Origin of the sequence: Kribbella qitaiheensis (genome assembly GCF_042657745.1) — a bacterium.
GTDB classification, from domain to species: domain Bacteria; phylum Actinomycetota; class Actinomycetes; order Propionibacteriales; family Kribbellaceae; genus Kribbella; species Kribbella qitaiheensis.
The window spans coordinates 122,396-147,909 of the sequence record NZ_JBHSKE010000021.1 but is presented as its reverse complement, the minus strand read 5'-3'; the positions used below and the strand labels follow the sequence as shown (position 1 = coordinate 147,909).

Annotated in this window: 18 protein-coding genes; 3 read left to right on the top strand and 15 right to left on the bottom strand. The window is 67.9% G+C overall.

All coding sequences use genetic code 11. The features are described from left to right. Positions 1–20 precede the first annotated feature (20 nt). From ACFPJ1_RS17685 to ACFPJ1_RS17645, 9 genes are all read right to left on the bottom strand, one after another. Positions 21–1,580, bottom strand: a complete 1,560-nt coding sequence (locus ACFPJ1_RS17685) for a phage tail sheath family protein (RefSeq protein WP_380105115.1) — start codon at positions 1,578–1,580, stop codon at positions 21–23. Positions 1,581–1,866: 286 nt separating this feature from the next. After that, a complete protein-coding gene (locus tag ACFPJ1_RS17680; RefSeq protein WP_380105114.1) occupies positions 1,867–2,487 on the bottom strand; it encodes a hypothetical protein in 621 nt (206 codons plus the stop codon). Positions 2,488–2,632: 145 nt separating this feature from the next. Beyond that, a complete protein-coding gene (locus ACFPJ1_RS17675) occupies positions 2,633–3,205 on the bottom strand; it encodes an eCIS core domain-containing protein (protein WP_380105112.1) in 573 nt (190 codons plus the stop codon). Between the two features lie 334 nt (positions 3,206–3,539). Beyond that, entirely contained in the window at positions 3,540–3,821 is a 282-nt protein-coding gene (locus tag ACFPJ1_RS17670) for a hypothetical protein (protein WP_380105111.1), read from the bottom strand. Between the two features lies 1 nt (position 3,822). Beyond that, entirely contained in the window at positions 3,823–7,746 is a 3,924-nt protein-coding gene (locus ACFPJ1_RS17665) for a phage tail protein (protein ID WP_380105110.1), read from the bottom strand. Between the two features lie 137 nt (positions 7,747–7,883). Beyond that, on the bottom strand, positions 7,884–10,373 hold the full coding sequence (locus ACFPJ1_RS17660) for an Hsp70 family protein (protein WP_380105109.1): 2,490 nt from the start codon (positions 10,371–10,373) through the stop codon (positions 7,884–7,886). Positions 10,374–10,581: 208 nt separating this feature from the next. Further along, entirely contained in the window at positions 10,582–13,080 is a 2,499-nt protein-coding gene (locus tag ACFPJ1_RS17655; protein ID WP_380105108.1) for an Hsp70 family protein, read from the bottom strand. Positions 13,081–13,108: 28 nt separating this feature from the next. Continuing rightward, on the bottom strand, positions 13,109–15,172 hold the full coding sequence (locus ACFPJ1_RS17650; protein ID WP_380105106.1) for an ATP-binding protein: 2,064 nt from the start codon (positions 15,170–15,172) through the stop codon (positions 13,109–13,111). Beyond that, positions 15,169–15,828, bottom strand: a complete 660-nt coding sequence (locus tag ACFPJ1_RS17645; protein WP_132297541.1) for a Pvc16 family protein — start codon at positions 15,826–15,828, stop codon at positions 15,169–15,171. Before ACFPJ1_RS17645 ends, ACFPJ1_RS17650 begins: the two co-directional genes overlap by 4 nt. Positions 15,829–16,026: 198 nt before the next feature. Here ACFPJ1_RS17645 and ACFPJ1_RS17640 point away from each other — a divergent pair, with 198 nt between their 5' ends. Continuing rightward, complete coding sequence (locus ACFPJ1_RS17640) at positions 16,027–17,595, top strand: hypothetical protein (protein WP_380105105.1); 1,569 nt, start codon at positions 16,027–16,029, stop codon at positions 17,593–17,595. Here the strand turns inward: ACFPJ1_RS17640 and ACFPJ1_RS17635 are convergent. Beyond that, a complete protein-coding gene (locus ACFPJ1_RS17635; RefSeq protein WP_380105103.1) occupies positions 17,592–18,653 on the bottom strand; it encodes a hypothetical protein in 1,062 nt (353 codons plus the stop codon). The genes ACFPJ1_RS17640 and ACFPJ1_RS17635 overlap by 4 nt on opposite strands. 34 nt (positions 18,654–18,687) lie before the next feature. Between ACFPJ1_RS17635 and ACFPJ1_RS17630 the strand changes: the two genes are divergently transcribed. Both ACFPJ1_RS17630 and ACFPJ1_RS17625 read left to right on the top strand, forming a co-directional pair. Continuing rightward, positions 18,688–20,880, top strand: a complete 2,193-nt coding sequence (locus ACFPJ1_RS17630; protein ID WP_380105101.1) for a dynamin family protein — start codon at positions 18,688–18,690, stop codon at positions 20,878–20,880. Then, positions 20,873–22,345, top strand: a complete 1,473-nt coding sequence (locus ACFPJ1_RS17625; protein ID WP_380105099.1) for a dynamin family protein — start codon at positions 20,873–20,875, stop codon at positions 22,343–22,345. Before ACFPJ1_RS17630 ends, ACFPJ1_RS17625 begins: the two co-directional genes overlap by 8 nt. Here ACFPJ1_RS17625 and ACFPJ1_RS17620 read toward each other — a convergent pair. From ACFPJ1_RS17620 to ACFPJ1_RS17600, 5 genes are all read right to left on the bottom strand, one after another. Further along, positions 22,342–22,968: a response regulator transcription factor gene (locus tag ACFPJ1_RS17620; protein ID WP_380105097.1), complete on the bottom strand. Its 627-nt coding sequence runs from the start codon at positions 22,966–22,968 to the stop codon at positions 22,342–22,344. The two genes, ACFPJ1_RS17625 and ACFPJ1_RS17620, sit on opposite strands and share 4 nt — an antisense overlap. A 68-nt stretch (positions 22,969–23,036) precedes the next feature. Beyond that, entirely contained in the window at positions 23,037–23,633 is a 597-nt protein-coding gene (locus ACFPJ1_RS17615) for a GNAT family N-acetyltransferase (protein ID WP_380105095.1), read from the bottom strand. A gap of 103 nt (positions 23,634–23,736) precedes the next feature. Further along, the gene (locus tag ACFPJ1_RS17610; protein ID WP_380105093.1) at positions 23,737–24,135 is read right to left on the bottom strand and encodes a DUF5130 family protein; all 399 of its coding nucleotides are present in this window, start codon (positions 24,133–24,135) and stop codon (positions 23,737–23,739) included. Then, on the bottom strand, positions 24,122–24,403 hold the full coding sequence (gene ctaJ, locus ACFPJ1_RS17605) for an aa3-type cytochrome oxidase subunit CtaJ (RefSeq protein WP_380105092.1): 282 nt from the start codon (positions 24,401–24,403) through the stop codon (positions 24,122–24,124). Before ctaJ ends, ACFPJ1_RS17610 begins: the two co-directional genes overlap by 14 nt. A gap of 402 nt (positions 24,404–24,805) precedes the next feature. After that, positions 24,806–25,309 (bottom strand): hypothetical protein, encoded by a 504-nt coding sequence (locus ACFPJ1_RS17600; RefSeq protein ID WP_380105090.1) that lies wholly within the window; start codon positions 25,307–25,309, stop codon positions 24,806–24,808. Positions 25,310–25,514: the final 205 nt, after the last annotated feature.

The window sequence follows — 25,514 nt, the reverse complement described above, 5'->3', positions numbered from 1 at the left end:
CCTTTCTCGCTGCGTGGAGGTCACTCGCTGACCAGGCTGGTGCCGCCGGAGTACTGGGACAGGCGGAAGATGATGAACTCGGCCGGCTTGACCGGCGCGACCCCGATCTCACAGACCACCTGGCCGGCGTCGATCCCTTCGGACGGGTTCGTCTCGGCGTCGCACTTGACGAAGAACGCGTCGTCCGGGGTCTGGCCGAACAGTGCGCCGTTGCGCCACTCGTTCACCAGGAACGCGGAGATGGTCCGCCGTACCCGGGCCCACAGCGCCTCGTCGTTCGGCTCGAACACGACCCAGTTGGTGCCGGCGAGGATGGACTCTTCCAGGTAGTTGAACAGCCGCCGGACGTTCAGGTAGCGCCAGGCCGGATCGGACGACAGGGTCCGCGCCCCCCAGACACGGTTGCCCCGGCCCGGGAAGGTCCGCAGTACGTTGATGCCGACCGGGTTGAGAAGATCGTGTTCCGCCTTGGTGATCTGTACCTCGAGGCTGACCGCGCCCCGGATGATCTCGTTAGCCGGCGCTTTGTGGACGCCGCGGGTGTCGTCGTTGCGACCCCAGATCCCGGCCATGTGCCCGGACGGCGGCATGAAGCCGAGCTGCCCGGTGGACGGGTCGGCAGTCTTGATCCACGGGAAGTAGAGCGCGCCGAACGCCGAGTCGTAGCCCGCCTTGTCGACCAGCCATTCCTTCACCTGCTGGGCGTTCAGCCCCGGCGGCGAGTCGAGGATCGCGATCCGGTCACCCATCAGCTCGCAGTGCGCGAGCATCGCCAGCTGGACCGCCTGAACCGTCTCGAGGTCGATCGCGCCCTGCTGATACGCGCTCATCAAGTCAGGCACGCAGAGCATGGTGATCTCGTCGACCGCCTCCAGCCCGCCGAACCCGGTCCGGTCGGACACGTCGCCGACGTAGTCCTCGGCGCTCAGCCGCGGCGACGGTACTGCGGGCGCCGGCGGCGGTACGGCCAGCGCGACCTCCCCGAGCGCGGGCTTCTCGAGTGCCGCGCCCGTGACCTCCTCGATCTTGATCAGCTTGGACTGCGCGTTCACCACGGTGGCGACATTGGTCTTGCCCCGGGACACGGTGAGCCGGTCGAACTCCTCGACCTGGTTGCCGTTCTGCTTCACCACGATCTTGAACATGTCCTCGGACGGGTTCTCCCCGCCGGCGTCGGTGATCTCGACGCTCAACTCCCCCGGCGCCTGCTCCGCGTCGATCGCCACCACCCGGAACCGCCCGAGCATCGCCTGCGGTCCGGCCGGCAACTCCTTGCGTCCGCGAGCACCCTTGCCATTGCCGTCGCTGGAATCAGCTCCACCGCCGATCCGTACGACGTAACAGTTGCCGCCGCCGTTCAGGAAGTATCCGTACACCGCCTGCGCCATGTACGACCCGGCGACGAATCCGCCGAAGGTATCCGTGAACGCCGTCCAGTTGCTGATCAACGTCGCCTGGTTGAAGGGGCCGTCCTCGGCGAGCCCGACAAACGCGGCCACCGCCGTACCGACACCCTCGAGCGGGCGTGCGCCCGATTCGACTTCCTCCACATACACACCTGGTGACAGGTACGTCGGCATGCTGCCCCTCCTCGATCAGGTTTGCTCCAGCCTGAAGCCCCCACCTGCCCCCGTGCCCGACCGACCGGACGCAGACCAGGGCACTCCTAATTGCCCGAAGGGGAACCTCGTAGTGCCAGTAGGGCAAGCGCGACAAGCGGGGCAAGCAGGCAAGCCGGGCAAGCGACAGGCCAGAACACGGGACCGTGAACAGGAACTGGGGACGTGAGCAGGAAATAGCGTGTCCGAACCCCCACCTTGGTATCCGAACCTCCGCTTCGTGTCCGAAGCTCGCTCCGGTGAGGGCTCAGCAGTCGAGATCGATGGGCCGTACGAAGGGATCGATGGCGGCCGAGTGATTATCGGCTGCGGTGGCGCGGTCGGCGGCCTCGGTGTCGTGCATCTCCTGCAGCTTGGTCGACATCTCGGTCTCCAGGCCGGCCTTTCCACAGCCTGTGATCGAGTACGGCCGGCGCGTGGTCCCGTTGTACGTCCGCAGCCGCCGCGCATGGTCCTGCTCATGCGGCCCGAGCACGTCCCGGAGGAACGACCTCGCCCGCCGCTCCTGGCACTCACTCAGCCCGTCCGGCACTGGTGGCATCCGGATGTCCACATCCACGTGGTACGTCACCGCAATCGTCCCAGTAGCCCGCAGACAAGGATCCTCGTCCGGGCAGTCACACCCCTTCGCCCGCACGACCTTCGGCTTGCTCACGACGCTCGTACCGCCGTCGTAGTTGCCCTTGGTCTCCCCATGCAGATTCACACTCACCGGCCCACCACGCAGTGCCATCGACACCGCGCGATTCCCCACCGTCTGCTGCAACGCCAACACCCGCTCGTACTGCGTGCCGCCGGTGACCGCCCGCGCCACAACCCCCGACGCCTTCCGCGCCGCCGTACCTCCAGGCCGCTTGCGCACATACATGTACCAAGTGCACCCGCTGGCCCCCGCCGCTGTCCACACAAGCGCCGGTCTGCTCGCCGAATCGTGGATTTGGGTGCGGGAAACCGATTGCCAACACCGCCAATCCACGACTGAGTGCCAGCTCACTGGGGTTGTAGGCGTGAACTCAGGACTCTTCCTCTTGAACTTCTTCCTCATCGCGCTGGACGAAGGCGCCCTGAACGGCTTCTTCCTCCTTCTCCTCCTCGGCCGGTGCCTCATCCCGCTGCACAGGCGGCGCGGCAGCCTCATCCACATCACGCTGGACGGGAGCCGCAGCAGCAGCCACGAGCGATGGGGCGGGAGCAGGAGCCGCCATCGCACGCTCCGCAGTAGAAGCAGCCTCGCGCTCGAACCGGTCGGAAGGATCACTCACCTTGATCCCACCGGGAGCCGAAGACCCATCCACCGGCCCACTCCGCTGCTGCACCACATGCGTCAACTCATGCGCCAACATCACCTTGCCGGCATCCGAACCCGGGTCGTACTTATCCCGCTGGAACACCACATTGCTCCCCACGGTGTACGCATGCGCATTCACAGCCTTAGCCGACTCATGCGCAGCCCCATCGTCATGCACCCGCACATCCGAGAAGTCATGCCCCAGCCGCCCCTCCATCTCCCCCCGAACTTCAGCCTCCAACGGCCGCCCCCCACCCGAAACCACGTCATGCACCGGCGACCTCTCCTCCTCGACCATCGCCGTCACCCCGCTATTCCCCACAGCCCGCTGCAACCCCAACATCCCGGGCCCACCCAGCACATCGGTACGCCCTTCAGCCGCAGCCTTCCCCACGTGATCCGAAACCTGCTCCTTAACCCGCCCACCCTTAGGCCGTAGGGCCGCTTCCTCCGAGTCAAAACTGTGGTCACGCATCACGAGCCCTCCTGAAGTTCCCTGACTCCCAAGGTCCCACCCCGATGCCAGCCGAACAACGCCTCGCCCTCGATCGCCGGGCACCCTCCGCTGCCCGAAAGGGCAGGCCCTCCGGACTTCTCATACCCGCCGCAGCTCCGTGGGCATGCCTGAACCCCTAGTCAGTCTTGAGGTCGGACACCGGGATGCCACTGACGGCGGAGAGATGGTCTAAGGCCATGTCAACGTCAGGAAACAACTGGAATTCCTCTCGAATGGAATCGCCGAATGCACCGACCGCTCGATAGAAGTCGACCGTGACGAGGAACTGCTCACCGGATGGCTGCACGGACGCGGCGACGAACAGATCGTCCCCTTCCAGCTTTCTGGTGCCGTAGGCGGCGCGGCCTTCCGCCGCCCGCCTTCGCACTTCCGTCTCCCGCCGAGACTTCTCGCCCATGTCAGGTAGCCCCGAAGTAGATGGTCACGCTGATCGACTCCCGTGCTTCTATGCCGTTGCGCACGACGATCGTCGAGCCCTCGACGTTGATATGCGGAGCCGTGCGATGCGGGTGACCGGACGCGACGGTCTCATGTCCATACAGCATGCCCTCCGCTTCTCGAGCTTGGTATGTGGCCAGGTTGCGGCTAAACGCTCGCTTACTTGCCTCCAATCCGCGTCTGTGCCCCTCGAGCTCAGCGATCTGTGCGGTCAACTTGGCCAACTGCTGGGAGTAGTCGACTCGCACGCCGGGGTTCACCCTCGGGGAGCGAGCCTGCCGGCTCTCGATCTCCGCGACGATGTAGTCCTGTGCCTGCCTGGCCGCCGCGATTGCCTTGTCCTTGCCTACAATCTCAGCATCAATGGCCGGCATGATCTCGGCGACTCGATATTTCGCGGCATCGACGTGATAAAGCAACAAGCGTTGACGGTCCTCGCGGTAGGAGGCGATGGATCGGCCCACGTCCCCAGACTCGTACGCAGATCCGACGTTGGCCCCAGGCCGCTCGAGTGCATTCGGGTACGCCTCCCGCACTACGCGGAGCCCCTCTTCTCGATTGCGGACGGTGACCTCAGTGGCCCCTCGCCGCAGCGCTCTGACCGCCTGCTCCACCGTCATGCCACCGGTCGTGTCTTTGCTGTCCTTGGTCGGGTTCAGGACGGCATGTGCGTGATACTTAGACGGCGTGCTGCTGTCGACAAGCTTCAGTTCCTTGAGTCCATGCCGCTTTCGGATCGCGGGCAGGGCCGCCGCTACTTTCGTTCGGTCCGCATCTGGACGGGACATGGCACCCTCAACATCGCGAATGGCTGCATCCACCGCTTCCTGCTTCTGGGCGGGTGTTCGCCGGTCATCCTCGTGCTTGCCGGTGAGTTTGTCCTTGGCGGAGGCGATCTTCCCCTTGACGTAGGCCTTGCCGGCTTCGACCTTGCCTTTGACGTACGCCTTGCCGGCGGCGATCTTGGACTTGACCTTCTTGCCGATGCCTTTGAGGCCTCGGATGATGGGGCCGGCCAACTTGAGGCCGGTTTTGATTACGAAGTCGAGGGCTTTGTTTACTGGTTTTTGGAGCTTTTCTACGATCTCGCGGATCTTCTGGCCGATGCCGCCTAGGCCTATGACGCTGGCGAGGAAGCCGATGATGATGGGGACCATCTGGCCGAGGACGTCGTTGATCTTGTTGACTACTCCGGAGACGTTGCCGCGGACGATGTCGGCGACCGAGTCGATCACGGTGTTGACGAACTTCATGATCCGGCCGGCGTTGTTCACGAAGAACATCACCACGTCGTAGATCAGCTTGCAGGCCTTGATGAACGCTGCGGCCGGGTTGAGCAGGCCGATCAGCCAGGTGATGCCGGCGGTGATGATCTTCGTGATGACGAAGTCCTTCACCTGCTCGAGGATCATCTCCTTGATGTCGCCGAGCTTCTCCATCAGCATCTGCCACAGCCCCGCGATGCCTTCGCTGCGGAGTTTCTGGAAGATCTCGACGCCCTTCTCCATCGCCGCCATCGCCGGCTCGCCGATGTTCTTCACCAGCCGGTTGCGGATGTTGGCCCAGGTGAGGCCGAACAGCGACAGCAGCAACTGCAGGATGCCCTTGATGTCGAACTTGTCGGGCAGCTGTACGCCGCCCTCGGCCAGCGCCCCGAACAGCCAGCTCATCAACCCCTTGCGCAGGTGGTCGAGGATGTTGTCCTTGAACTTGAGGATGCCGCCCTTGACCCCGTCGATCAGGTTCGACAGGAAGCCGACCGGGTTCTTGACGATGTCGCCGACCACGCCGGCCACCCGGGCGAGCACGTTCTTCAGCATCGAGACGAGCTCGCGGATGGTGTTGATCACGGCCTTGATCGCGCCGATCGCCTTGTCCACCAGGCCCTTGTTCTCGGCCTGCAGCTCCTCGATCCGCTCGTCCAGGCCCTTGCGTGCCTCGCTGTACTTCGTCGCGAGCGTGTCCACCAGCGCGTCCTGCTTGGAGTCGACGTCGCTCTCCAGCTCCGAGAACTTCTCGCCGATCTCCTTCGACGCCTCGGAGCCGACCTTCTGAAGGTCCGTCGGCAGGCTCTTCACGTACGTCGCGATCTCACCCCGGCCGGTCGCGATCCGAGTCTTCGCTCTGGTCAGTTCGCCGCCGACGATGTCGGCGACCTTGGAGATCACCACGTTCATCTGCTGGAGGTAGATCTCCCGCCCGGCCTCGTAGAACTCGTTCACCTTCGACGGCATCCCGAACAGCTTGTCCTTGGCCCAGCGCAGCCCACCGAGCCAGCCGCCGTACCGGTCCTTCTTGTACGCCGACATCTTGGCCGCCACGTACGTCTCGAAAGCGGTCCGGGCCTTCTTCTCCCCTTGCTCGAATTCGGCGTCCACCTGCGGGTCGATGCCGTCCAGGATCTTCTTCACGTCGGTCTCGGCGGCGGCGAAGATGCTCTGGATCTTGGTGGTGACCTCGGCGCGTTTCGCCTCGTCCTTCGACTTGGTCTTGCCCTTGGCAGCAACCAGTTTGGCGAGCGCGGCTCCCTTGGCACCTTGTAGTCCGGCGACCCCGGTCTTCGTCTCGGCGGCCGCCTCGGTCTTGTTCTGCTGGATGACCTGCTGCTCCTGGGCGCGGAACTCGGCCGGAGCGGTGTCAGCGTGGGCGGCGGCAGTCTGCTTGTCGGCGAGCGCGCCCTGGAACTGCGGCTCGTTCGACTGCGCCAACTGCTGATCCGTAACCTCAGCCTCGGCCATCTCCTGATTAGCCTCGTGCTTGCCGGCCTCCAGGTTGGTCTGCTCGGGCGGCGCCACCTTAGGAGCGGCCCCGGCCGCCGGGATCGCGGCAACCTGGCCGGGTTGCTCGGTCTCCATCGGCGTGACCGGCTTCGCGACGCCCTTCGACATGTCCGGCGGTGCCTCGGTCGCGGTCTCGATGTCCTTGGCCTGACCCTCCTTGCCCTGGCCGACCATGCCCTTGATCTCGCCCTTGACCTCGCCCGCCTTGCCGGACTCCTTGTAGTCGTCGGCTTCCTTCAGGGTCTTCGGCGACTTCGCCTCGATGGCCGTCTTCACCGCCGTGATGAAGGCCTTCTTGTCGAAGGTCCCCGCCTGCTGGGCGTCCATCGTGTCGGCCTTGGCTGCCTTGGCCTGGCCGGTGAGATCGTCGGTCGGGGCGAGCGCGGCGTCCTGGGCCTCCTTGGCCTTCGACGCCGCCGGCGGATGCGCCCGCTTGGCCTTGGCGAAGCCCTTCACGTTCCCCGTCACCTGGGTGAACGCGGCATCCTCTTCAGGCCGTACTCCGGTCGGCGCGACGGGCGGCTGCAAGAGTTGATCGGCAGACAGCGGAGCCATCTCCGGCGCGGCCGCACCGCCCCCGCCGGCAGCACCACCCGCGACCGCCGGGCCCGCAGTACCGGCGCCGCCGCCGCCCGACTTGCCAGGCTTGGCAGCCTTCGCGCCCGCCTTGCCCAGCGGGCTGACCTTAGGTACCGGCTTCGGCGGCGGCACGGGCTTCTTCGGCGCAACCGCTCCAGGTCCGAAGCCGGTCGTCGTCACGGCCAGCGCCGACGCAGGTGGCTTGGGCCCTTCCAGATCAACCGGCACGCCAGCCGCCTTGGCTGCCTTCAGCCCCTTCTCCACAGTGTCGACCGCCGGCTCATCGCGCCGGACCTCTCGCAGCGCCGCATCGATGTCACCGACAGCGTCCCCGCCCGGCGACCTGAGCTTCGCAGCGAGCAGCGCGTTGACGGCCGCGTTCCCCGCTGAACGCTGCAACGCCATCAAGCCGCGCGGACGAGCGTCGCTGCGTGCGGGGACCGCCGCGGCCCGGCGCTTGCCGTCGGCAAGAGCGTCACTGACCTCGGTCTTCACAGAGGAGCCCGTCTGGCGTGCGGCGGCCATCCTCGAAGCGTGATCGGTACGCGATCGCCGCACCTGCTGCACTCAGGCATCTTCGAGGGCAGTCTTCTCTGCCCGAAGGCGCAACGGCACCGCTCGCGGTCAGCGACCGGGTGGCCGGGAACGAGCCATCGTCAGGGTCATCCGATCGTGATCGGCGGGGTGAACGTCGGCGTGATGGCCCGTGACGGAGTGGGAGTGGGCGAAGGGCTCGTCGGTGTGTCGGGCGGAGGTTCCGTCGTAGTCTCCGGCGAGGTGTGTGGAGCGGACGTCCGCCGGGTGGCTGGGGGCGGTGCGGTCTTGCGTCTGGTCGGTGGCGGATCGGTCTGCGGCGCGTCCGACGGCGAAGGCGATACCTCGATCGGTTGACCGACGGGCTCGTTATCCGCAGTGTTGATGACCGAGACGGTCCCCGAGTCGTTATTGGTGACGTACAGGCGCTCCCCGTCCTCGCTGATGGCGATGCCGGCCGGCTCGTCGCCCACCGGAATCGGTACGCCGACGCGGGGTGTCGTGCGGGTGTCGACCACAGCAATCAGGCCGGACTTGTTCAACGTCGCATACAGCCTCTGCCCGCGCCCGCTCAGGACCAGGTCGAACGGCTCTGCCGCGAGCTTGATCTGAACGCCCGTGGGCTCCCAGTTGGTGGTGTCGATCACCGAGATGACGTTCGATCCGTTGTGCGTCAGGTACAGCCGTTGGGTCTCCGAGCTGACCGCGATGTCGTGAGGCTTCGCACGCACTGGGATCGTGCCGGAGATCTGGTTCGTCGCGGTGTTGATCACCGAGACGGTGGCGGAGCCGGCGTTCGCGACATACACCCGGCGGCCACTCGCACCGATGGCCAGATTCAGGGGTCTGTCACCGACCCGAATCGTCTTGATGACCTTCTCGTTCTCGAGATCGACGACAGAAACCGTGTCATCCCCGACGTTCGTCACGTAGGCGATGCTCCTGCCCGGCCTCGTCACGATCGATTGCGGCTGCGTTCCCACCCCGATCGGCGAACCCATCGGAGCGAGCGTGGCTTCGTCGATCTTGGTGACGGTGCCCGATCCGGAGTTCACCGCGTAGATGTGACCATCGCGGTCACTGACGGCAACCCCGAGCGGCTGGCGGCCGACCTTGATCTGGCCGACCACGGCCTTCGTGCGCACATCGACGACCGAGACCAGGTTCGACCTTTGATGACTGACATAGACACGTTGGCCATCGGGGCTGATTGCCATGCCGAAGAGGGCTGCGCCTGCTGGCAGCGGCACTGAGCTGGTCGGAGCCGGCGTCGGCGACGCGGTATCTCGTGGGTCGGTAGCAGTCGACGCCCCATCCTGTGTGGCGAAAAGGACGGCGACGACTGTGACCACGGCGACCGCGATCGCGGCCGCGGCAACTGCGGAGAGGCGCCGGGTGCGCTCCGACAGGCCGGCGACCCATTCGAGCGGCCGAAGCCTTGCGATCCGGCCGCCCCGACTCACCGAATCGGCGACCTGATCCGCCTCATCGATCTCCATCGGCCAGGCGACAGGCAGCGACGCAGCCGGCTGCTCAGCGCCGATCGGTCGCGCCGGCGCGACCTGGTACTCCGCGGCTCCCAGCGCGACGTCGTACTTCGGATGGGTGTTGACCGCAGGCTGGATCAGGAACCTCGCCTGGAGCAGCTGACTCACGAGTGGGATCCGGGAACTGCCACCGACCAGCACGATCGCGGTCAGTTGCTCGGCAGTCGTACCGGACGCATGCAACGCCCGAGCGGTAGCCTCCAGGGTCCTGTCGAGATCTGGTGCGATCAGCGTCTCGAACTCGGCTCGCGTCAGCCGGACCGACGTACTGCGGCCCGGCAACGCTACCGGGATCACCGTGACAACATCAGTCGACAGGGACTCCTTCGCCTCCACACACTCCCGCCGCAATCGGGTCAGGGCGGCGACGCCTTCCGGGCTGTCCAGATCCAGTTCGTCGACGAACGGGCCCAACGCCTCGAACACGTGCTGGAAGACCTTCTCGTCGAAGTCGACCCCGCCCAGCTGCTCGACGCCGTCCGGCGTACCGAGGATCGTGAACCCGGACTCGGTCTTCTCCACCACACACACGTCGAACGTGCCGCCGCCGAGGTCGTAGACCGCCACCCGGCTGCCCGGTTCCAGGTGCGACTCCGTCGAGTAGTGAATCGCGGCCGCCACCGGCTCCGGACAGGTCAGGGTCGCGCCGACGTCGGCCAGCGCAATCACCTCATCGACCAGCCTGCGCTTGTGGACGCCCCAGCCCGCCGGATAGGTCAGCACGACCTCATCCGGCGGAGCGCCGAGCCGCTCGGTTGCCGAGGCGACCACCCACGACAACAACCTGGCCGACAAGACCTGGGCAGTGAACGGCGTACCGGCGATCAACAGCGGCACCCGATCACCGATCCTGCGTTTGAACTCGCGCACCACCCGGGAGGGATCCGTCGCGCCGCGACGCTCGGCAGCCTCCCCCACGAGGAATTGCCCGTCCTCCTGCAGATAGAGCACGGACGGGATCTGCACGGCGCGATTCCCCAGCTCGTGCATCGACGGGTTCTCATGCCCGGTTTCGACCGCAGCAGCAGCCGTAAATGTCGTACCCATGTCGACAGCCAGTCGATAGCCCATGTCTCCGCCCACCCCGGCTAGACAGTCATTCGACTGTAGTCCTCATCGGCACATCGAGTCGCTGGGTTATCGCCCGATCACCGGGTCAATGATTCACGGCGAAATCAATTCATTCGTAGCTCCAGCACGTGTCCGTCCAGCAGCGGGAAATGCCCGCCGAACTCGCGTTCCGGCACCAGGCGGCCGAGGCCGAGCGAATGCTGCCGCCCTATTTCGGGACGGAGATGGTGGTCTCGACGCGGTTGGAGGTGGTGTTGATCACTGAGATCGTGCCGGCCTTGTTGTTGCCGACGTACAGGTGTTTCCCGTCGGCGCTCTTGGCGATGTCGGTCGGGTTCTTGCCGACAGAGATCGGCGGGGCGAACGGGTGGAGCGTCGACGTGTCGATGACCACGACCTGGTTGCGGTCGTGGAGCGTGCCGTAGAGCCGTCGGCCGTCCGGACTGACCGCGATGTCCCAGGCATTCGCGGGCAGCGTGATCGACGGTCCGATGACGGATCCCGACGACGTGTCGATCACGGACACCTCGTTCGACTCGATGTGGGTGACGTACAGCCGGGTGCCGTCCGGGTTGAGCGCCAGCGCATGAGGTTTCGCGAGTACCGCGATCGGTTTGCCGACTATCCGGTTCGTGTTGGTGTCGATCACGGAGATGTTGTTCGACCCGTAGTTCGCGACATAGGCGCGGCCGCGAGCCGGCGAGAGCGTCACCTGCAACGGATTGTCCCCGACGGGGATGGTGGCGATGATCCTGCTCTCCGCCGTGTCGATGACGGACACGCTGTCCGATCCGGTGTTGGTGACGTAGGCCCGAGCGGCCGTCGGATGGACGGCGATCGCGAGCGGCATCCTGCCGACCTTGATCGGGCGGCCGATCTTCGCGAGTGTCGCGGTGTCGATCACGGTCACGGTGCCCGGATCGGCGGCGACGACGTACGCGCGGGTGCCGTCCGGCAGTACGGCCACCCCTCGCGGTTGGCTGCCCACCGCGATCGGGGGTCCGGCGAGTTTGCCGCCGCCGATGTCGACCACCGACAGGGTGTTCAGGTCAGCGTTGCTGGCGTAGATCCGGCGCCCGTCGCTGCTGACCGCCACGCCATAGATACCCGGGGCGCCGGGGACGACACGGGTCGGGGCGGATGTCGGTGCAGACGTCGGGGCGGACGTAGGCGCGCTCGTTACGGATGACTGCCCCGGGCTCGGGGCTGGCGTCGACGGGCCTTGCTGGGCCTCGTCAGGAGCGTCGTCTCGCAGGGCAAGGGCGCCGACGACTACCACTGCCAGTACTGCGGCCGCGGCGAGGCCGATCGCCAACCAGCGGTTCCGCCACCACGGGTTGCCCTGGTCCGCGCCAGGGCCGGAAGGTCCGGCGCCGGCAGGCCCGGTCCCCAGCAACGTCGTGGCAGCGGGGATCTGCTGGGTATCCGCCTGGGCGGGGATCGACTGAGTGTCGGCCTGGCTGGGGATCGGCTGGGTCTCGGCCTGATCGGTCGGGATCGGCTGGGTGTCGGCCGCGGTTGGGTCGGGCTGAGCGACAGGAGGCAGGACCTCGCGCAAGACTCGTGCGTCCGCCAGGGCACGGGCGTCCCGCGCCGCCTGCCCGTCGCGTCGTACCGGAGACGGCTGCTCCACCGCGGCCTCGGACGAGGTGTACAGGACGGCGCCGAGGGCGATGTCGTGCTTGGGGTGGGTGTCGAGGGCGGTCGCCGTACCGAAGGTGCTCTGCAGCAGATGGCTGACCAGCGGGATCCGGGAGCTGCCACCGACCAGGACGATCGCGGTGAGCTCGTCGCTGGAGATGCCGGCCACGCGCAGTGCGCGGCTGGTGGCCTCGACGGTGTCCTGCATCGACGGGCCGATCAGGTTCTCCAGTTCGGACCGGGTCAGCCGCACCGACGTGATGTGGCCGGGCAGAGTCACCGGGATGACCGTGTCGACGTCGGCGGACAGCGCCTCCTTGGCCTCGACGCAGTCGCGGCGCAGCCGGGTCAGCGCCACCTTGGCCTCCGGCGTCGTCAGATCGAGGTCGGTAACCGCCGGGCCCAGCGATCCCACCACGTGCTGGAAGACGGCCTCGTCGAAATCCACCCCGCCGAGGTGCTCGACACCGTCCGGACTGCCCAGGATCGTGAAACCGGCCCCGGTCTTCTCCAGCACACATACATCGAAGGTGCCGCCCCCCAGGTCGTACACCACGACCCGGGCGCCGGGGTCGAGTTGGGCCCGCGCCGCGTACTGGACGGCGGCAGCCTGTGGCTCCGGACAGGTCCTGGCCGGTCCGACGTCCGCCATCGTGATGACCTGGTCGAGCAGGTCCCGCTTGTACTCACCCCAGTTCGCCGGGAAGGTCAGCACCACCTCGTCCGGCGCCGACCCCAGCCGCTCGGTGGCGGCCGCGACCACCCACGCCAGCAGCCGCGCGGTCAACGCCTGCGGCGAGAACGGCGTACCCGCCACCAGCAACGGAACCGGATCACCCATCCGCCGCTTGAACTCCCGCACCACCCGCGCGGGATCGATGGACCCCTTGCGCTCGGCCGCCTCGCCGATCAGGAACTGGCCGTCCTCCTGGAGGAACAACACCGACGGGATCTGCAGGGCGCGATTCCCCAGCCCGAGCATCGACGGCGGCTTGCCGCTGCCCAGGTCGTACGTCGCCGCGGCCGTGAACGTGGTCCCGAGGTCGACGCCGAGTCGGTATCCCATCGTCAGTCCCCCCGGAGTCCTGTAGCAGTCAGTTTGCGCGCATCCCCGGCATTTGTCCGTCCAGCAGCGGGAAATACTGACCGAACTCGCGTTCCAGGACCAGCCGGCCGAGTTTGCGGTACTCCTGGCCGACCGCCGTGATGAGATCCACCATCCGTACCGGCTGGCCGGACTCGGCGGCTAGGTAGGCAGCGCTCACCGAAGCCGACCGGATGTTGCCGCCGGCCAGTTCGAAGGACTGCGCGCAGAACTCCAGCTCCAGGTCGTCCCCGAGCGGCAGCGGTGGCGCCAGACACTGTTGCCAGAGCCGGAGCCGCAGGTCCGGGGTCGGCGCGGGGAAGTCGATGATGGCGTCGAGCCGCCGGGTGAAGGCGTCGTCGATGTTGGCCCGTAGGTTGGTCGCCAGGATCGCCAGCCCGTCGAAGCTCTCCAACCGCTGCAGCAGGTAGGCGCTCTCGATGTTGGCGTACCGGTCGTGCGCGTCGCGGACATCGCTGCGCTTGCCGAAGATCGCGTCTGCCTCGTCGAAGAACAGCACGGCGTTGACGCCGCCGGCCTCGCTGAAGATCCGCTCCAGGTTCTTCTCGGTCTCCCCGACGTACTTGTCCACCACGGTCGCCAGGTTGACCGTGTACAGGTCGAGCCCGAGCTCGGTCGCGATCACCTCGGCCGACATCGTCTTGCCGGTGCCGGAATCGCCCGCGAACAAGGCGGTCACGCCCCGGCCGCGCCCCCCGCCGCGCCGCATTCGCCAGTCGGTCAACACGGTGTCCCGGTGCCGCGCCCGAGCTGCCAACCCCTGCAGCGCACGCAGTACAGCAGGAGCAAGGACAAGGTCAGCCCACCCGACCTCCGGCTCGATCCTTCGGGCCAGCCGCTCGAGTCCGGCCGCGTTCTGAGCCCGTACTCCGCGGCGCAGGTCGTCTGCGGTGATCGCAGCGCCCGCCAGCAGGGCCGATGCGGCCGCCGTCTTGAAGACGTTCCGCACCTGACCGGGGCCCAGCGCGAGGTGGGCCGCCAGGATCTCGGGATCGAGCTCCGACTCGCTCAGGTGTTCGCGCCAGAGCTCGATCCGGTCATGCGCGCCGAGTACGGGCGCGTCCACCGTCAGCGGGGTCTCCGGACTCCACCGCGGGTCCCAGGTCGTCGTGCCGATGAACAGCACGGGCACTTCCCAGCGGCTCAGCCGGTGCAGCGACTCCAGCGACGCCTCGGCCAGAGCTTCCACCGGCCCGACGACCAGCCCCGCGTCCTGCAGCAACGCCTCACGCCCGGCGATCACGGCCAGGCCGAGCGGATCGGCGTCGCGCGCCATCAGGGTCAGGTCGATCGCGACGACATCCCGCCCCGCGGCCGCCAAAGCCGCCGCCGCGATGGACTGCCCGGTGCCTGCCTCGTGCTCGCGCACATGAACCAGCCGTACGCCGGCCGCCAGGGTCCGACCGAGGTCCGCGCTCGCGTCGGTCTTGTACGGCGTCAGCTCCGCCAGCATCGGCACCAGCCGGTGATCGGGCAGGTCGTCCCCGAGCAGGTGCGCGGCCACCCGGTCCGGTACCCGGATCGCGCGAGTCAGGAAAGGCCGCTCCGGGTCCTCCACGATCAGCAGGCCACGATCCACCAGCGGCCCGCTCGCCATCAGCCGGCCGCGGGCAACCGACGACATCGACGAGGCACCGGCGAGTTCCAGCGCGAGTCCCACGCTCGGACGCCGCCGGGTCACGTCGTCGTTGAGGTAGCCGTAGAGCCGTTCGAACCTGCTGTCGAGATCAGGCAGCAGCGCGATCACCAGCAGCTCGGTGTCCAGCTCCGACAGCCCGGCGACGGCGGCCAGCCGGCGCAGCCGAATGACGTTGCCCTCAGCAATTAATTCGTCGGCTGAGCGTTCGAGTCCGGCGGCCGCGGCCTGGTCCACGACCGCGGTGTGCGCCTCGCCGCTGAGCAGCCGGTCGACGAGTTCGTCGTTGACGTACAGGCCGCGGAACGGGTCGTCCATCGCGGGATCGTCCGCACGGCGCTGAGCCACCAGTGCCCGGATCCGGTCCTCGACCAGGCCCAGGCGCGCCAGGAGATAGTCCAGCCCGTGGGTAGTCACCCGGTCCTCTTGCGCGGCCGCCGGGGATTGGGGCGCTGCGGCTTGTTGGCAGTACGGCCTGCCTCTTCGCGCGGCGGCCAGCCATCCGTGCCACCCATCGACACCCGCGGCGGCTGATCCACCAGCGTGGCCGCCTCGTAGACGCGACCGGTCGGGGTCGGTGCGCAGATCACCAGGTCCAGGGACGGTTTGAGCTCTCCGCCGAGTGCGGACCAGACATCGGCGAAGGAGCGGTCCTCCGGCGGCGGCAGCGCGATCGAGACCGGCACCGAGAGGCCCAGCTCGGCCAGGGGGCCGGTGAGCAGGTCTGTGGGCAGCGCGTCGTGCCGCAGGAAGCAGGAGAGCAGGCCGGAAAGCAGCCGGTGCTCGTCTTCGGGCCGCTGGGTCCAGGCCGTCACCAGGTAGGACAGCTTGAAGTAGCGGGGTGGCAGGTGCCGCGCTGTGATCCGCTGGTCGTCGTCATACTCGTTCAGCAGGCCGCGCTCGCGGCGGCGGAGGTCCTCGCGGATGTCGTAGAGGTAGACGTCGATCGTGGGAGCGTTACGCCGGCTCGACCAATCCTTGGTAGGGGCGTCGAACACCACCTCGACGTCCCGCGCACCGATCGCCTCGCGCTGGATCAGAGCCTGCAGCGCCGAGTCCACCTCTTGGATCACGTGAACGAGTGTTCTGCCCGGGCCGCGCGGGCCCGGAGCGGGCGAGGGTCGAGCCTGGGGCACTGTCGACTGCCCTATCGGGCAAACGGGGCTGCACCAGCAGGCAGGCGGCTGGCCCTCCACGAGGTACGCACTACGGGCTTAGCCTGAGACCGACACCGGCGATCGAGCCGGACGGCTGAGTGGGGGGAGGGCCGAGTGACGGACCCAGTACTGCGGCTGGAGACGACGCAGTTGACCGTCGAGCCCGGCGGGCAGGCTCGGGCGGAGTTCACCGTCCTCAACCCGGGCACGATCGTCGAGAGCTACACCCTGGACGTCGTCGGCGAGCAGCCGATCCCGTGGGCCGAGGTGACGCCGCCGGTGCTGTCCGTCTATCCCCAGCAGCAGGAGACGGCCACGGTTGTGTTCAGCCCGCCGGCCGGGCCGACCGGTCCGGGTGGCACGGTGCCGTTCGGGATCCGGGCGAAGTCGCAGGTCGACCCGTCGAGCAGCGCGGTGGTGGAAGGCCAGCTGGAGATCGGCCAGGTCTTCGGCCTGCAGGCCAAGCTGACCCCGGTCACCTCGTCCGGCCGCTGGCGGGGGCTGCACACGATCCAGTTCAGCAACTGGGGCAACGCCCCGGCCCGGCTGCGGATCGTGGCGTCCGACCCGGACCAGGCGCTCGGGTTCCTGATCCGCCCGGAGGTGGTCGACGTCCCGCTGGGCGCCACAGTGACGGCGCGGATCAAGGCCCGCACCCGCAAGCCCGTACTGCGCGGCTCGAACAACAGACTGCCGTTCAAGGTGGTGGGCGAGCCCGATCCGCCTCGTCCACTGGGTACACCGGAGGTCGCAGGTGCCGATCCGGGCCGGCCGACTGCCGATGGAGCCTTTACCCAGAAGCCGATCCTGTCCCGCGGCGTGGTGATGGCCGCCACGGTGGTGGGGGTCGCGTTGATCGGCGTACTGGCATTCGCCCTGACTCGCGGCGGTCCTGCGACCACCCCGGCGGGCGACGGGACGACGCTGCCTGCCAAACCTGTGCTCACGGCCGCACCGGCCGGTCCCGGTGCCATCGCACTCGTCTGGACTCCTCTGACCAACATCGACTCCTACGCGCTCCACCACGTCGATCAGGGCGGGCATATCAACAAGACGGACCGGGGCGTCGACGTGAAGATGACTGCCATGAACGTCAGCGGGCTCGACGCCGGCGTTAAGTACTGCTTCACGTTGAGTGCGATCAACGGCAAACTCGAAGGCCCGCTCTCCTCCGTAGTCTGCGCAACAACGGCCAAAGCGGTGGTCACACCGACTTCCGGCCAGCCAAGCAGCGGTGCGCCCTCGAGCGGAACGCCGTCGAGTGGACCCACAAGTGAGTCGCCTGCCGGGGCCAGCAGCTCAACACCTCCCACCTCAGGCCCAACGCAGTCCGGCCAGCCGTCTGTCACCGTCGGACCAGATGCCCCATCGTTCACGCCGGGCGGCTGGATTGCCGTCCTCGAACTTCTGCCGGGAGCGACGGGGAACGCCGAACGGACGGCCAAGGAGCTGGCCGCGAAACTGAAGGGCGACGGAGTCGACGCGAAGGTGCTGCACGCCACAGGCCAATACCAGGGGCTGACCATGGCCGACAAGAAGACGCGACTGGCTGACGTCTGGGTGGTCTACCTGGGGCCAACCGCCTCGCGGGACCAAGCGGTAGCCACCTGTCAGTCCGAGAAGGTGCAGGAGGTGCACCCCACGCAATGCTTGCTCTACGAACCTGCCGTGGCCCCCAGCTAGCGGGGACGAGACAGTACAGCCAGGCTGGTCAGCGCTGTCAGGTTCTCGGCGGCATCAGTACGGCCCGGATAGGTCGCACCGACCGCGACCAGCAGTTGCTTGACAGGCACGCCGGTGTCGAGCTTGAGCTGCTGGAGATCGCTGATGTCCTTCAGTTGCAACTCGCTACAGCGGCCCTCGTACATCACAAGCAGCACGCTCGGCCGGAACTGCAGTGTGCGCTTGGCGTTGTCAGCCGGCAGCCCAGCGCGCACATCCAGCCGCCGAACGCGGACGGGATCCTTGAAGGTCAAACTCACCAAGCCCTTGGCTGCGGCTTTGCCAGGACAGCCGTCGAGCGGAGCAAGTGGAGTCCAAGCCGTGGCCCAGGCATCGTCCACGGCGGCGGACCCGAGCGCGGCGGGATCGTACCCCTTGGCAACAGACTCCGGCGGACTTCCTGCGTAGTCGACCGGATCAGCGACCACGAGGGTGCCACGAACGGCGTAGAACTTGTCCTTGGCCCAGCCCACCGGGTCCTTCCCGATCAGCGACAACAACACCAGTACTGCGACCAGCAGGCCGACGGCGATGATCACCCGGCGCCAGCGATAGAGCGGTGGCAGGCTGCGGCGGTACTCGCGACGGGCGCGGCGATCGGTCGGGTCCCTGAAGCGCTGCCACCAGGTCTGGGGGACCGCCGCTCTCTGCACCTGACTCACCGGTTGGGTGGGCCGCAACGCAGTGCCGCACTTACTGCAGAACCTGAGCGTTACGGCGTTGGGTTGGCCGCACTGGGGACAGGGCGGATCGCTGGACCGCCAGCCGGCGACCGGTTGGGCCTGGACGGTGGGCTGCTGGCCCTGGGCGGCGAGTTGCCCCTGGACGCTCTGCGGCTGGGTCGGGTTCTGCGATGAGTAGGCAGAGGTCTCGGCGGACGGAACGGCTTGGCGCGTGGCCGGCTGGTCGGCAGTGCTCGCCTCGTCCCAGCCCAGGTAGACCCCGCAGTACAAGCAGAAGGCCGAGCCGGCCGGGTTGCGTTCCCCGCACGCCGTGCAGACATCCTCGATGGTCCCCACCTCCCCAGCCCCACTGTGGCGGATCGGAGACCAGATGATCAACTGCGGCAACTGCGGACGCTCGAACCCCGACGACGCCATGTTCTGCGCGTCCTGCAACCACTACCTGGCCTGGACCGACCCAGAACCCACAAAACCAGCAACTGAGCCCGCGCCCGAAGCCGAACCCGCGCCCGTCGCCGAGCCAGTACCCGTCGCCGCGCCCGAGCCCGAGCCAGTACCCGAGCCCGAGCCCGAGCCCGCACCTGTCGCCGAGCCGGCTCCGGTGGTCGAGCCCGCGCCGGAACCCGTCGTCGAGGCGCCGCCGGCACCCGCTCCCCCACGGCCAAGACCACAGACCAACGTGGGGCAACTCATTGCCGCCATCGACCAAGGCAAGACCTTGACCCAGGAGAGGAAGCGACCGGACCTTGCGGCCCGGCTGGACTCGGCGAAGAAGAAGCTCGACTCGCGGACGGTGACAGCTGTGGTGGTCGGCGAGTTCAAGCGCGGCAAGAGCACCCTGGTGAACGCGCTGCTGCAGACCGCCGTCTGCCCAGTCGACGCCGACATCGTGACGGCTGTGCCGACGCTCGTCCGGTACGGCGACCGCCCCGGCCTGACCGCCTACCGGCAAGGGATCCCCGGACAGGACCCCGTTGGCTTCCCGGCGCCCCTCAACCAGATCGCGCAACTGGTGTCCGAATCCAGCGAAGGAGCCGAAGAAGGCCGTCTGCAGTCCGTCACGGTCGAAGTCCCGCACCGCATGCTCCGGTCGGGGTTGAGCCTGCTGGACACCCCAGGTGTCGGTGGTCTCGACTCCGTCCACGGCCAGCTCACCTTGGCCGCGCTGTCCGCGGCGGACGCGATCCTGTTCGTCACAGATGCTGCCCAGGAGCTGACGGCCCCCGAGCTCGAGTTCCTTCAGACAGCAGTCTCCCGTTGCCCTGCAGCCGCCGTGGTGATCACCAAGACCGACCTGTATGGCCAGTGGCGACGCATAGTCGAGCTGAACACATCACACCTCGCCGCAGCCGGAATAGACCTGCCGATCATCCCGGTGTCTTCGTTCCTCCGCCTGCGCGCAGCTCAGCGCCCAGAGCTCAACGAGGAGTCGGGATTCGCCCCACTCGTGGAGTTCCTGGCCACAGCAGTCGTAGTACCGGGTACTACGCGCGCAGCGGCCACGATCGCGCAGGAGGTCGACTTCGTCGCCACGCAACTCGCGCAGGAGTCCGACGCCGAGCGCGTGGTACTCACCAAACCGCAGAGCCGCCCGGAGGTGCTCTCCAAGCTCACCAAGGCTCGTGACCAGGCGGCCGGTCTCACCGCGGCTGGCGCGACCTGGCAGCAGACCTTGTCCGACGGAATCGCCGACCTCGTCGCCGATGTCGAGCACGACCTGCAAAGCCGGCTGCGCACGGTGATGCGGGACGTCGAGACGATCATCGACCAGGGCGACCCGAACGAGACCTGGGGCGACACCGAGGTCTGGTTGCGCCGCCAGGTGGCCGTGGCCGGAGTAGCGAACCGGGACCTACTGATCGAACGCGCACGCGACCTCGGCGAGCGCGTCGCCGAAGCCTTCGACCTGGAGGCGGGGACCGAGGTCGAGGTCGAGCTGTCCCAGTTCAGCACGGACCTGGAGCAGCTCGAGCTGGCCTCGGTCAGCACCCTGTCGATGCCCGGCGGCCGGCTCGCCTCGCTGATGATGGCCGGCCGGACCGGGATCTTCGTCCCGATGATCGTCTTCAGCCTCGGCTCGCTGTTCCTGCCGGTGATCGCGGTCGCCGGCGTCGCGGCCACCCTCGGCGCGGGCATCGGCGGCAAGCTGCTCAAGGACGAACGCAAGCGCCAGCGCACCTACCGCCAGCAACAGGCCAAGGGCGCCGTCCGCCGGTACGTCGACGAGGTCGCGTTCGTGATGAACAAGGACACCCGCGACAGTCTCCGCAAGACCCAGCGCCAGCTCCGCGACGACTTCCAGGAACGGGCAGGCCTGATCCACCGGTCCGCCGCAGCCGCCCTGACCGCCGCCGACCGGACCGCCAAACTGCCACCCGCCGCACAGTCCGCGCGGGCCGCCGAACTCGCCGCCGAAGGCGATCGCCTGCGCTCACTCCGCTCCGGCCTTCGCGAGGTGGCGATGGCCGGCGCCCGCCCCGCGATCGGTGCGGCCGCCGGGATCGGTGTCGGCGCGGCAGCTCACCAGATGATCGACGACGACCAGGTGGACGACGATGACTGACGACCTGTCCGGCGCGATCCTCGCCGTCCTCGACCAGGCCAGGAAGGCGGCCCGGACCGACGACGACCGCGAGCAGCTCGCCGAGATCCACGCCCGCCTGACCGGCCCGCTCCGGCTGGCGATCGCCGGCAAGGTGAAGGCCGGCAAATCCACGCTGCTGAACGCCTTGCTCGGTGAGGAGCTGGCCCCGACCGACGCCGGCGAGTGCACCAAGATCGTCACCTGGTACTCCCTCGACGACCGGCCGCACGCGACCTTGTTCCCGCTCGAGGGCAAACCCCGCGAACGCCCCTACGACCGCGACGGCGGCGCCCTGCAGGTCGACCTCGGCGGGTTGCGACCGGCAGACGTCGACCACCTGGAGATCGGCTGGCCGACCAGCAGGCTGCGGGAGCTGACCATCCTCGACACCCCCGGCATCGCGTCGATCTCGGCCGACGTGTCAGCCCGGACCCAGCGTGTGCTGGCCGCGGACGACGGCCGGGTCCCGGTCGCGGACGCGATCCTGTACCTGCTCCGGCACACCCACTCCAGCGACATCCGGTTCCTGGAATCCTTCCACGACGACGAACTAGCGCACGGTACGCCGATGAACGCGATCGGCGTCCTGTCCCGGGCCGACGAGATCGGCTCTTGCCGGCTCGACTCGATGGAGGTCGCCGAGCGGGTCGCCAAACGCTACGAGGCCGAGCCGAGACTGCATCGGTTGTGCCCCGTGATCGTGCCGGTCAACGGGTTACTCGGCCACACGGCGACCACCCTGCGCGAGGCGGAGTACGCGTTGCTGGCGACCATCGCCCGGGCACCGGGCGAAGAGGTCGCCGAACTGCTGCTGACCGCCGACCGGTTCACCTCGACACCGACCGGACTCCCGGTCACCGAGCTCGAACGCGAGCACTTGCTAGGACGGCTCGGACTGTACGGCGTGCGGTTGAGCGTCGAGCTGATCCGCAGCGGTACCGCGACCAACTCGTCCGAGCTGAGCACCGAACTCACCGAGCGAAGTGGGCTGAACCGGCTGCGGACGATCCTGGTTCGTCAGTTCGAGACCCGGAGCCGGGTGCTCAAGTCGTACTCTGCGGTGGCGGCGCTGGCGGATCTCCTGCGCTCGGGAGACTTCGACGCCGCCACCGAACTGCAGGCGCGGGTGGAAGAGATCAGTGCCGGGGCGCACGAGTTCCAGGAGATCCGGCTGCTGTCCGAGCTGAGGTCCGGTGGGATCACCCTCAAGCCGGAGCGGGTCGAACAACTCGATCGCCTGCTCGGTGGTTCGGGTCATGACCCGAGCGCGCGGCTGGGACTGGGCGCGGACGCCTCGGCGGACGAAGTACGCGAGGCTGCTTTGGCAGCGCTAACGTCCTGGCAGGCGTTCGCGACCCATCCGCTGACCAGCCGCCCCGGCCAGCTGGCCGCGAGAGTCGCCACCCGAACTCTCGAGGGACTCCTAGCCGACACAGGGCACTAGATGAGACCTTCGCGGACCGCGTAGGCGACCGCGTGTGAGCGGTTGCGGAGCTGGAGCCGCGTGGTGAGTTCGTGCAGCACGTTCTTCACGGTCCGCTCGCTGTAGTTGAGTTCTTCGGCGATCTCACCGGTGTCGAGGCCGTCCGCGACCAACCGCAGTACGTCGACCTCGCGAGGGCTGAGCCCCGTGAAGGTGAGGCCGCGCGGGGCCAGCACCTGGCGTTGCAGGCGGCCGAGTTGTTCCATCAGCCGGCCCAGCAGATCGGACGGGATCTCGCCGTCCCCCGCGGCCACCCGCGCGATCGTGCGGACCAGCGCCTCCGGGGTGGCATCGATCCGGCGCAGCAACCCGCCGACGCCGATCTCCGCGGCCACCACCAGCGCGGCCTCGTCGAGCACCGTCGCGACCAGCAGCAGCCGGGGCAGGTCGCCGCGGCGCAGCGCTCGCATCGTCCGGGCGGTGTTGTCGTCGAGCACATCGGTGACGACGACCGCGACCGCGGCCTCGTCCACCTCCATCTCGTGGACCAGCCGGATCTCGGGCCGGGACCGCAACTGGCTGATCACTCCCGCCCGCGAGATCGGGTCACTGCCGTGGACATAGGTCAAGATCGGCGCGCTCATCCGGAACCCCTCCCAAGGTCGAGCACTCACCGTCCCGCACCCCGGTCAACAGCTGTTCCACACCCGCTCTACAAACGCTCCGCGGGTCGGGGGTCGGTGGCGAGGCGGGCATGCAGGTGCGAGTCATGGCGCCTGCCGTCGGCCTCGACGTAGTAGTCGCGCATCGTGCCTTCGAGCAGGAAGCCGGCCCGGGTCGCAACGCGGCAGGAGCCGACGTTGACGAGGGCGTGGTCGAGCGACAACCGATGCAGCCCGAGGCCGCCGTCGCCTGGTGAGGTGAACGCCCACCGGGCCGCCGCGTCCAGCGCCCGCGCCGCGAGCCGCCGCCCTCTCGCCACGGGACTCACCCAGTAGGCGACGACCGCCTGGTCCGGGACCCGGTTCACGTCGCGGAGCGTGACAGAACCCAGGAGTACGTCGGTCGCCGCGTCCGCGACCGCGAACACGGCGTTGTTCCGCGACCACCCGTCGATCCGCGACTCGAGCCACTTCACCGCCCGCTGATCAGCCGGCGTCCGCACTACGGCAGAACCCGCGGTCCACCGGAGGATGTCCGGGTCCGCCATAGCTACCGCCACCGCGGCCTCGTCCCCCGCGACCAGCGGGCGCAGTACGAGCTCGTCGACTTCGATCCGCGTCGGCTTCAAGCCCACAGCTGTTTCCACCCGGCCTTTCTACCCGACTTGGTTTCGGGCTTCTCGCGATTTATCCGGACAGCAGTTCGCCCGCTCCGGCAGTTGAGCGGGAGCGGGCGAAGGCGGAGCGGTCCTACTGCTTGTGGGGTTCGTTGGCGTGCAGCAGCGGGGCCTGGTGTGCGTGGTCGCCCAGTTGCTGGACGCCGGTGACCAGGCCGCCGGTCAGGTCGCCCGTGGCGAACGAGGTCTGCATGCTGAGCGCCGCGAGACCGGCCGCGTGATCCGACAGCTGACGCTTGGCGGTGGCGCCGGTGACGATCTCCAGCCGGCGGCCGGCCGGGTCGACGTACACCAGGACACTGCCGTCCGGGTCTTCCAGCTCGTTCAGCAGCTCGACCGCGAACGGGCGGGTCTCGGAGTCGGCACCGCCGACGTACACGGAGAAGTGCAGGCCGGACACCTCCTCGGCATACCGGACCGCGCGCTCGAGGTCATACAGCTGCTCCGGGGTGAATGCGTCACCAGCTGGCACTTGCGCCTCCGGTCGTGCGGGCGACGCCGGTGGAGGCGATCGCGGAGTTGGGGCCGCCGGGGAGCTCGGGCAGCTTGGCCGGGTCCGGCTTGGCGTTGACGTCCGGCCCGCCGATCCAGACCGGCGGAGCCCACCAGGACAGGCCCGGACGGTAGCGCGGACCACTCGCGATCGACGACGCGAAGACGAGCAGCGCCACCACCACGACGACCAGCGCAGGGATGCCGACGAACACCAGCAAGGTGTGGCCGGAAAGCAGAGTGATCACACCCAGAACCCTAGCTGGTGCACCTCCCCACGCAGACTCCGACGTCACTCCTCCGTCACCGGCTCGGGTAGTGATCAGCCCGCCGCGAGGTGGTCAGGCGGCTGGCTCGCCTTGCGAGAAGTCCACCACGGGCTTCTGCACAGGGCCCGCCGTACCGAACGACAGGAAGACGTTGCTCGCGGCGTCAATCTCCACGCGTACCGCTTCGGTTGCTGCGCAGTGGGAACGCAGTACTTCCTGTCAGTGCGTACGCAGCTCTCGCCCATCCCCAGCAATTGCCGGAACGCGCTTCATCTTCAAAACACCGCGGCGCCGGGGCCAACACACCCGCACCACGAACTGCGCGGCCCCCGCGCCCGCCGCCGGAGATTGCCGGAGGCGGGCGCGGGGTGGGCGGACGGGTCAGCAGCCGCCGCAGTTGTAGTAGGTGATGTCCCAGTGGTTGCCTTCGTTGGCGTAGATGTTGCCGGCGCCGGAGCGCCACTGCTGGGCGCCGTCGCCGCGGTTGGCGATGCGGGTGAACGTGTTGCGGATGTAGTTGCTGACGCAGGTGTAGACGGAGATGTCGACCTTGTAGCCGTTGCGGTGGCTGTAGGTGCCGCTGGCGTGGCCGACCTCGGTGCCGCCGGTGATGTTCACGGCGCAGCCGCTCGCCTGCTTCAGGGTCCGGGCGCCGTACACCGTGCTGTCGTTGATGTTCGTGAACGAGGTGCAGGTGGAGACGTTCCAGTCGGAGCAACCGCCGGTGGACGACCAGGTGATGCCGGCCGCGCGGAAGATCGAGGCGGCCTGCGAGTGGGTCATCTTGGTGAGCGCGGAGGCCTGCTCGACCGCGATCACGCCGGGCAGCAACCCGACGAGCACGGCGACGATGGGCACGACGACGCGACGTACGAAGGATTTCATGGGAACTCCTTGAAACTCGGGGCGGACGGTTTCAAGGAGGGGATTGCCCAGGAAAGTTATTGACGAAACGTGAACATCACCGGACGAGGGTGCAGACAAGGGGCGGCGAGGGAGCCGGACCGAGGGCAGTCGGCCCGGCTCCTCGACCGGGGTTCCCGTGAAGTGGGGCGGTGGGGAAAGAAAGGAAGGCACCTTCGTCCACAAT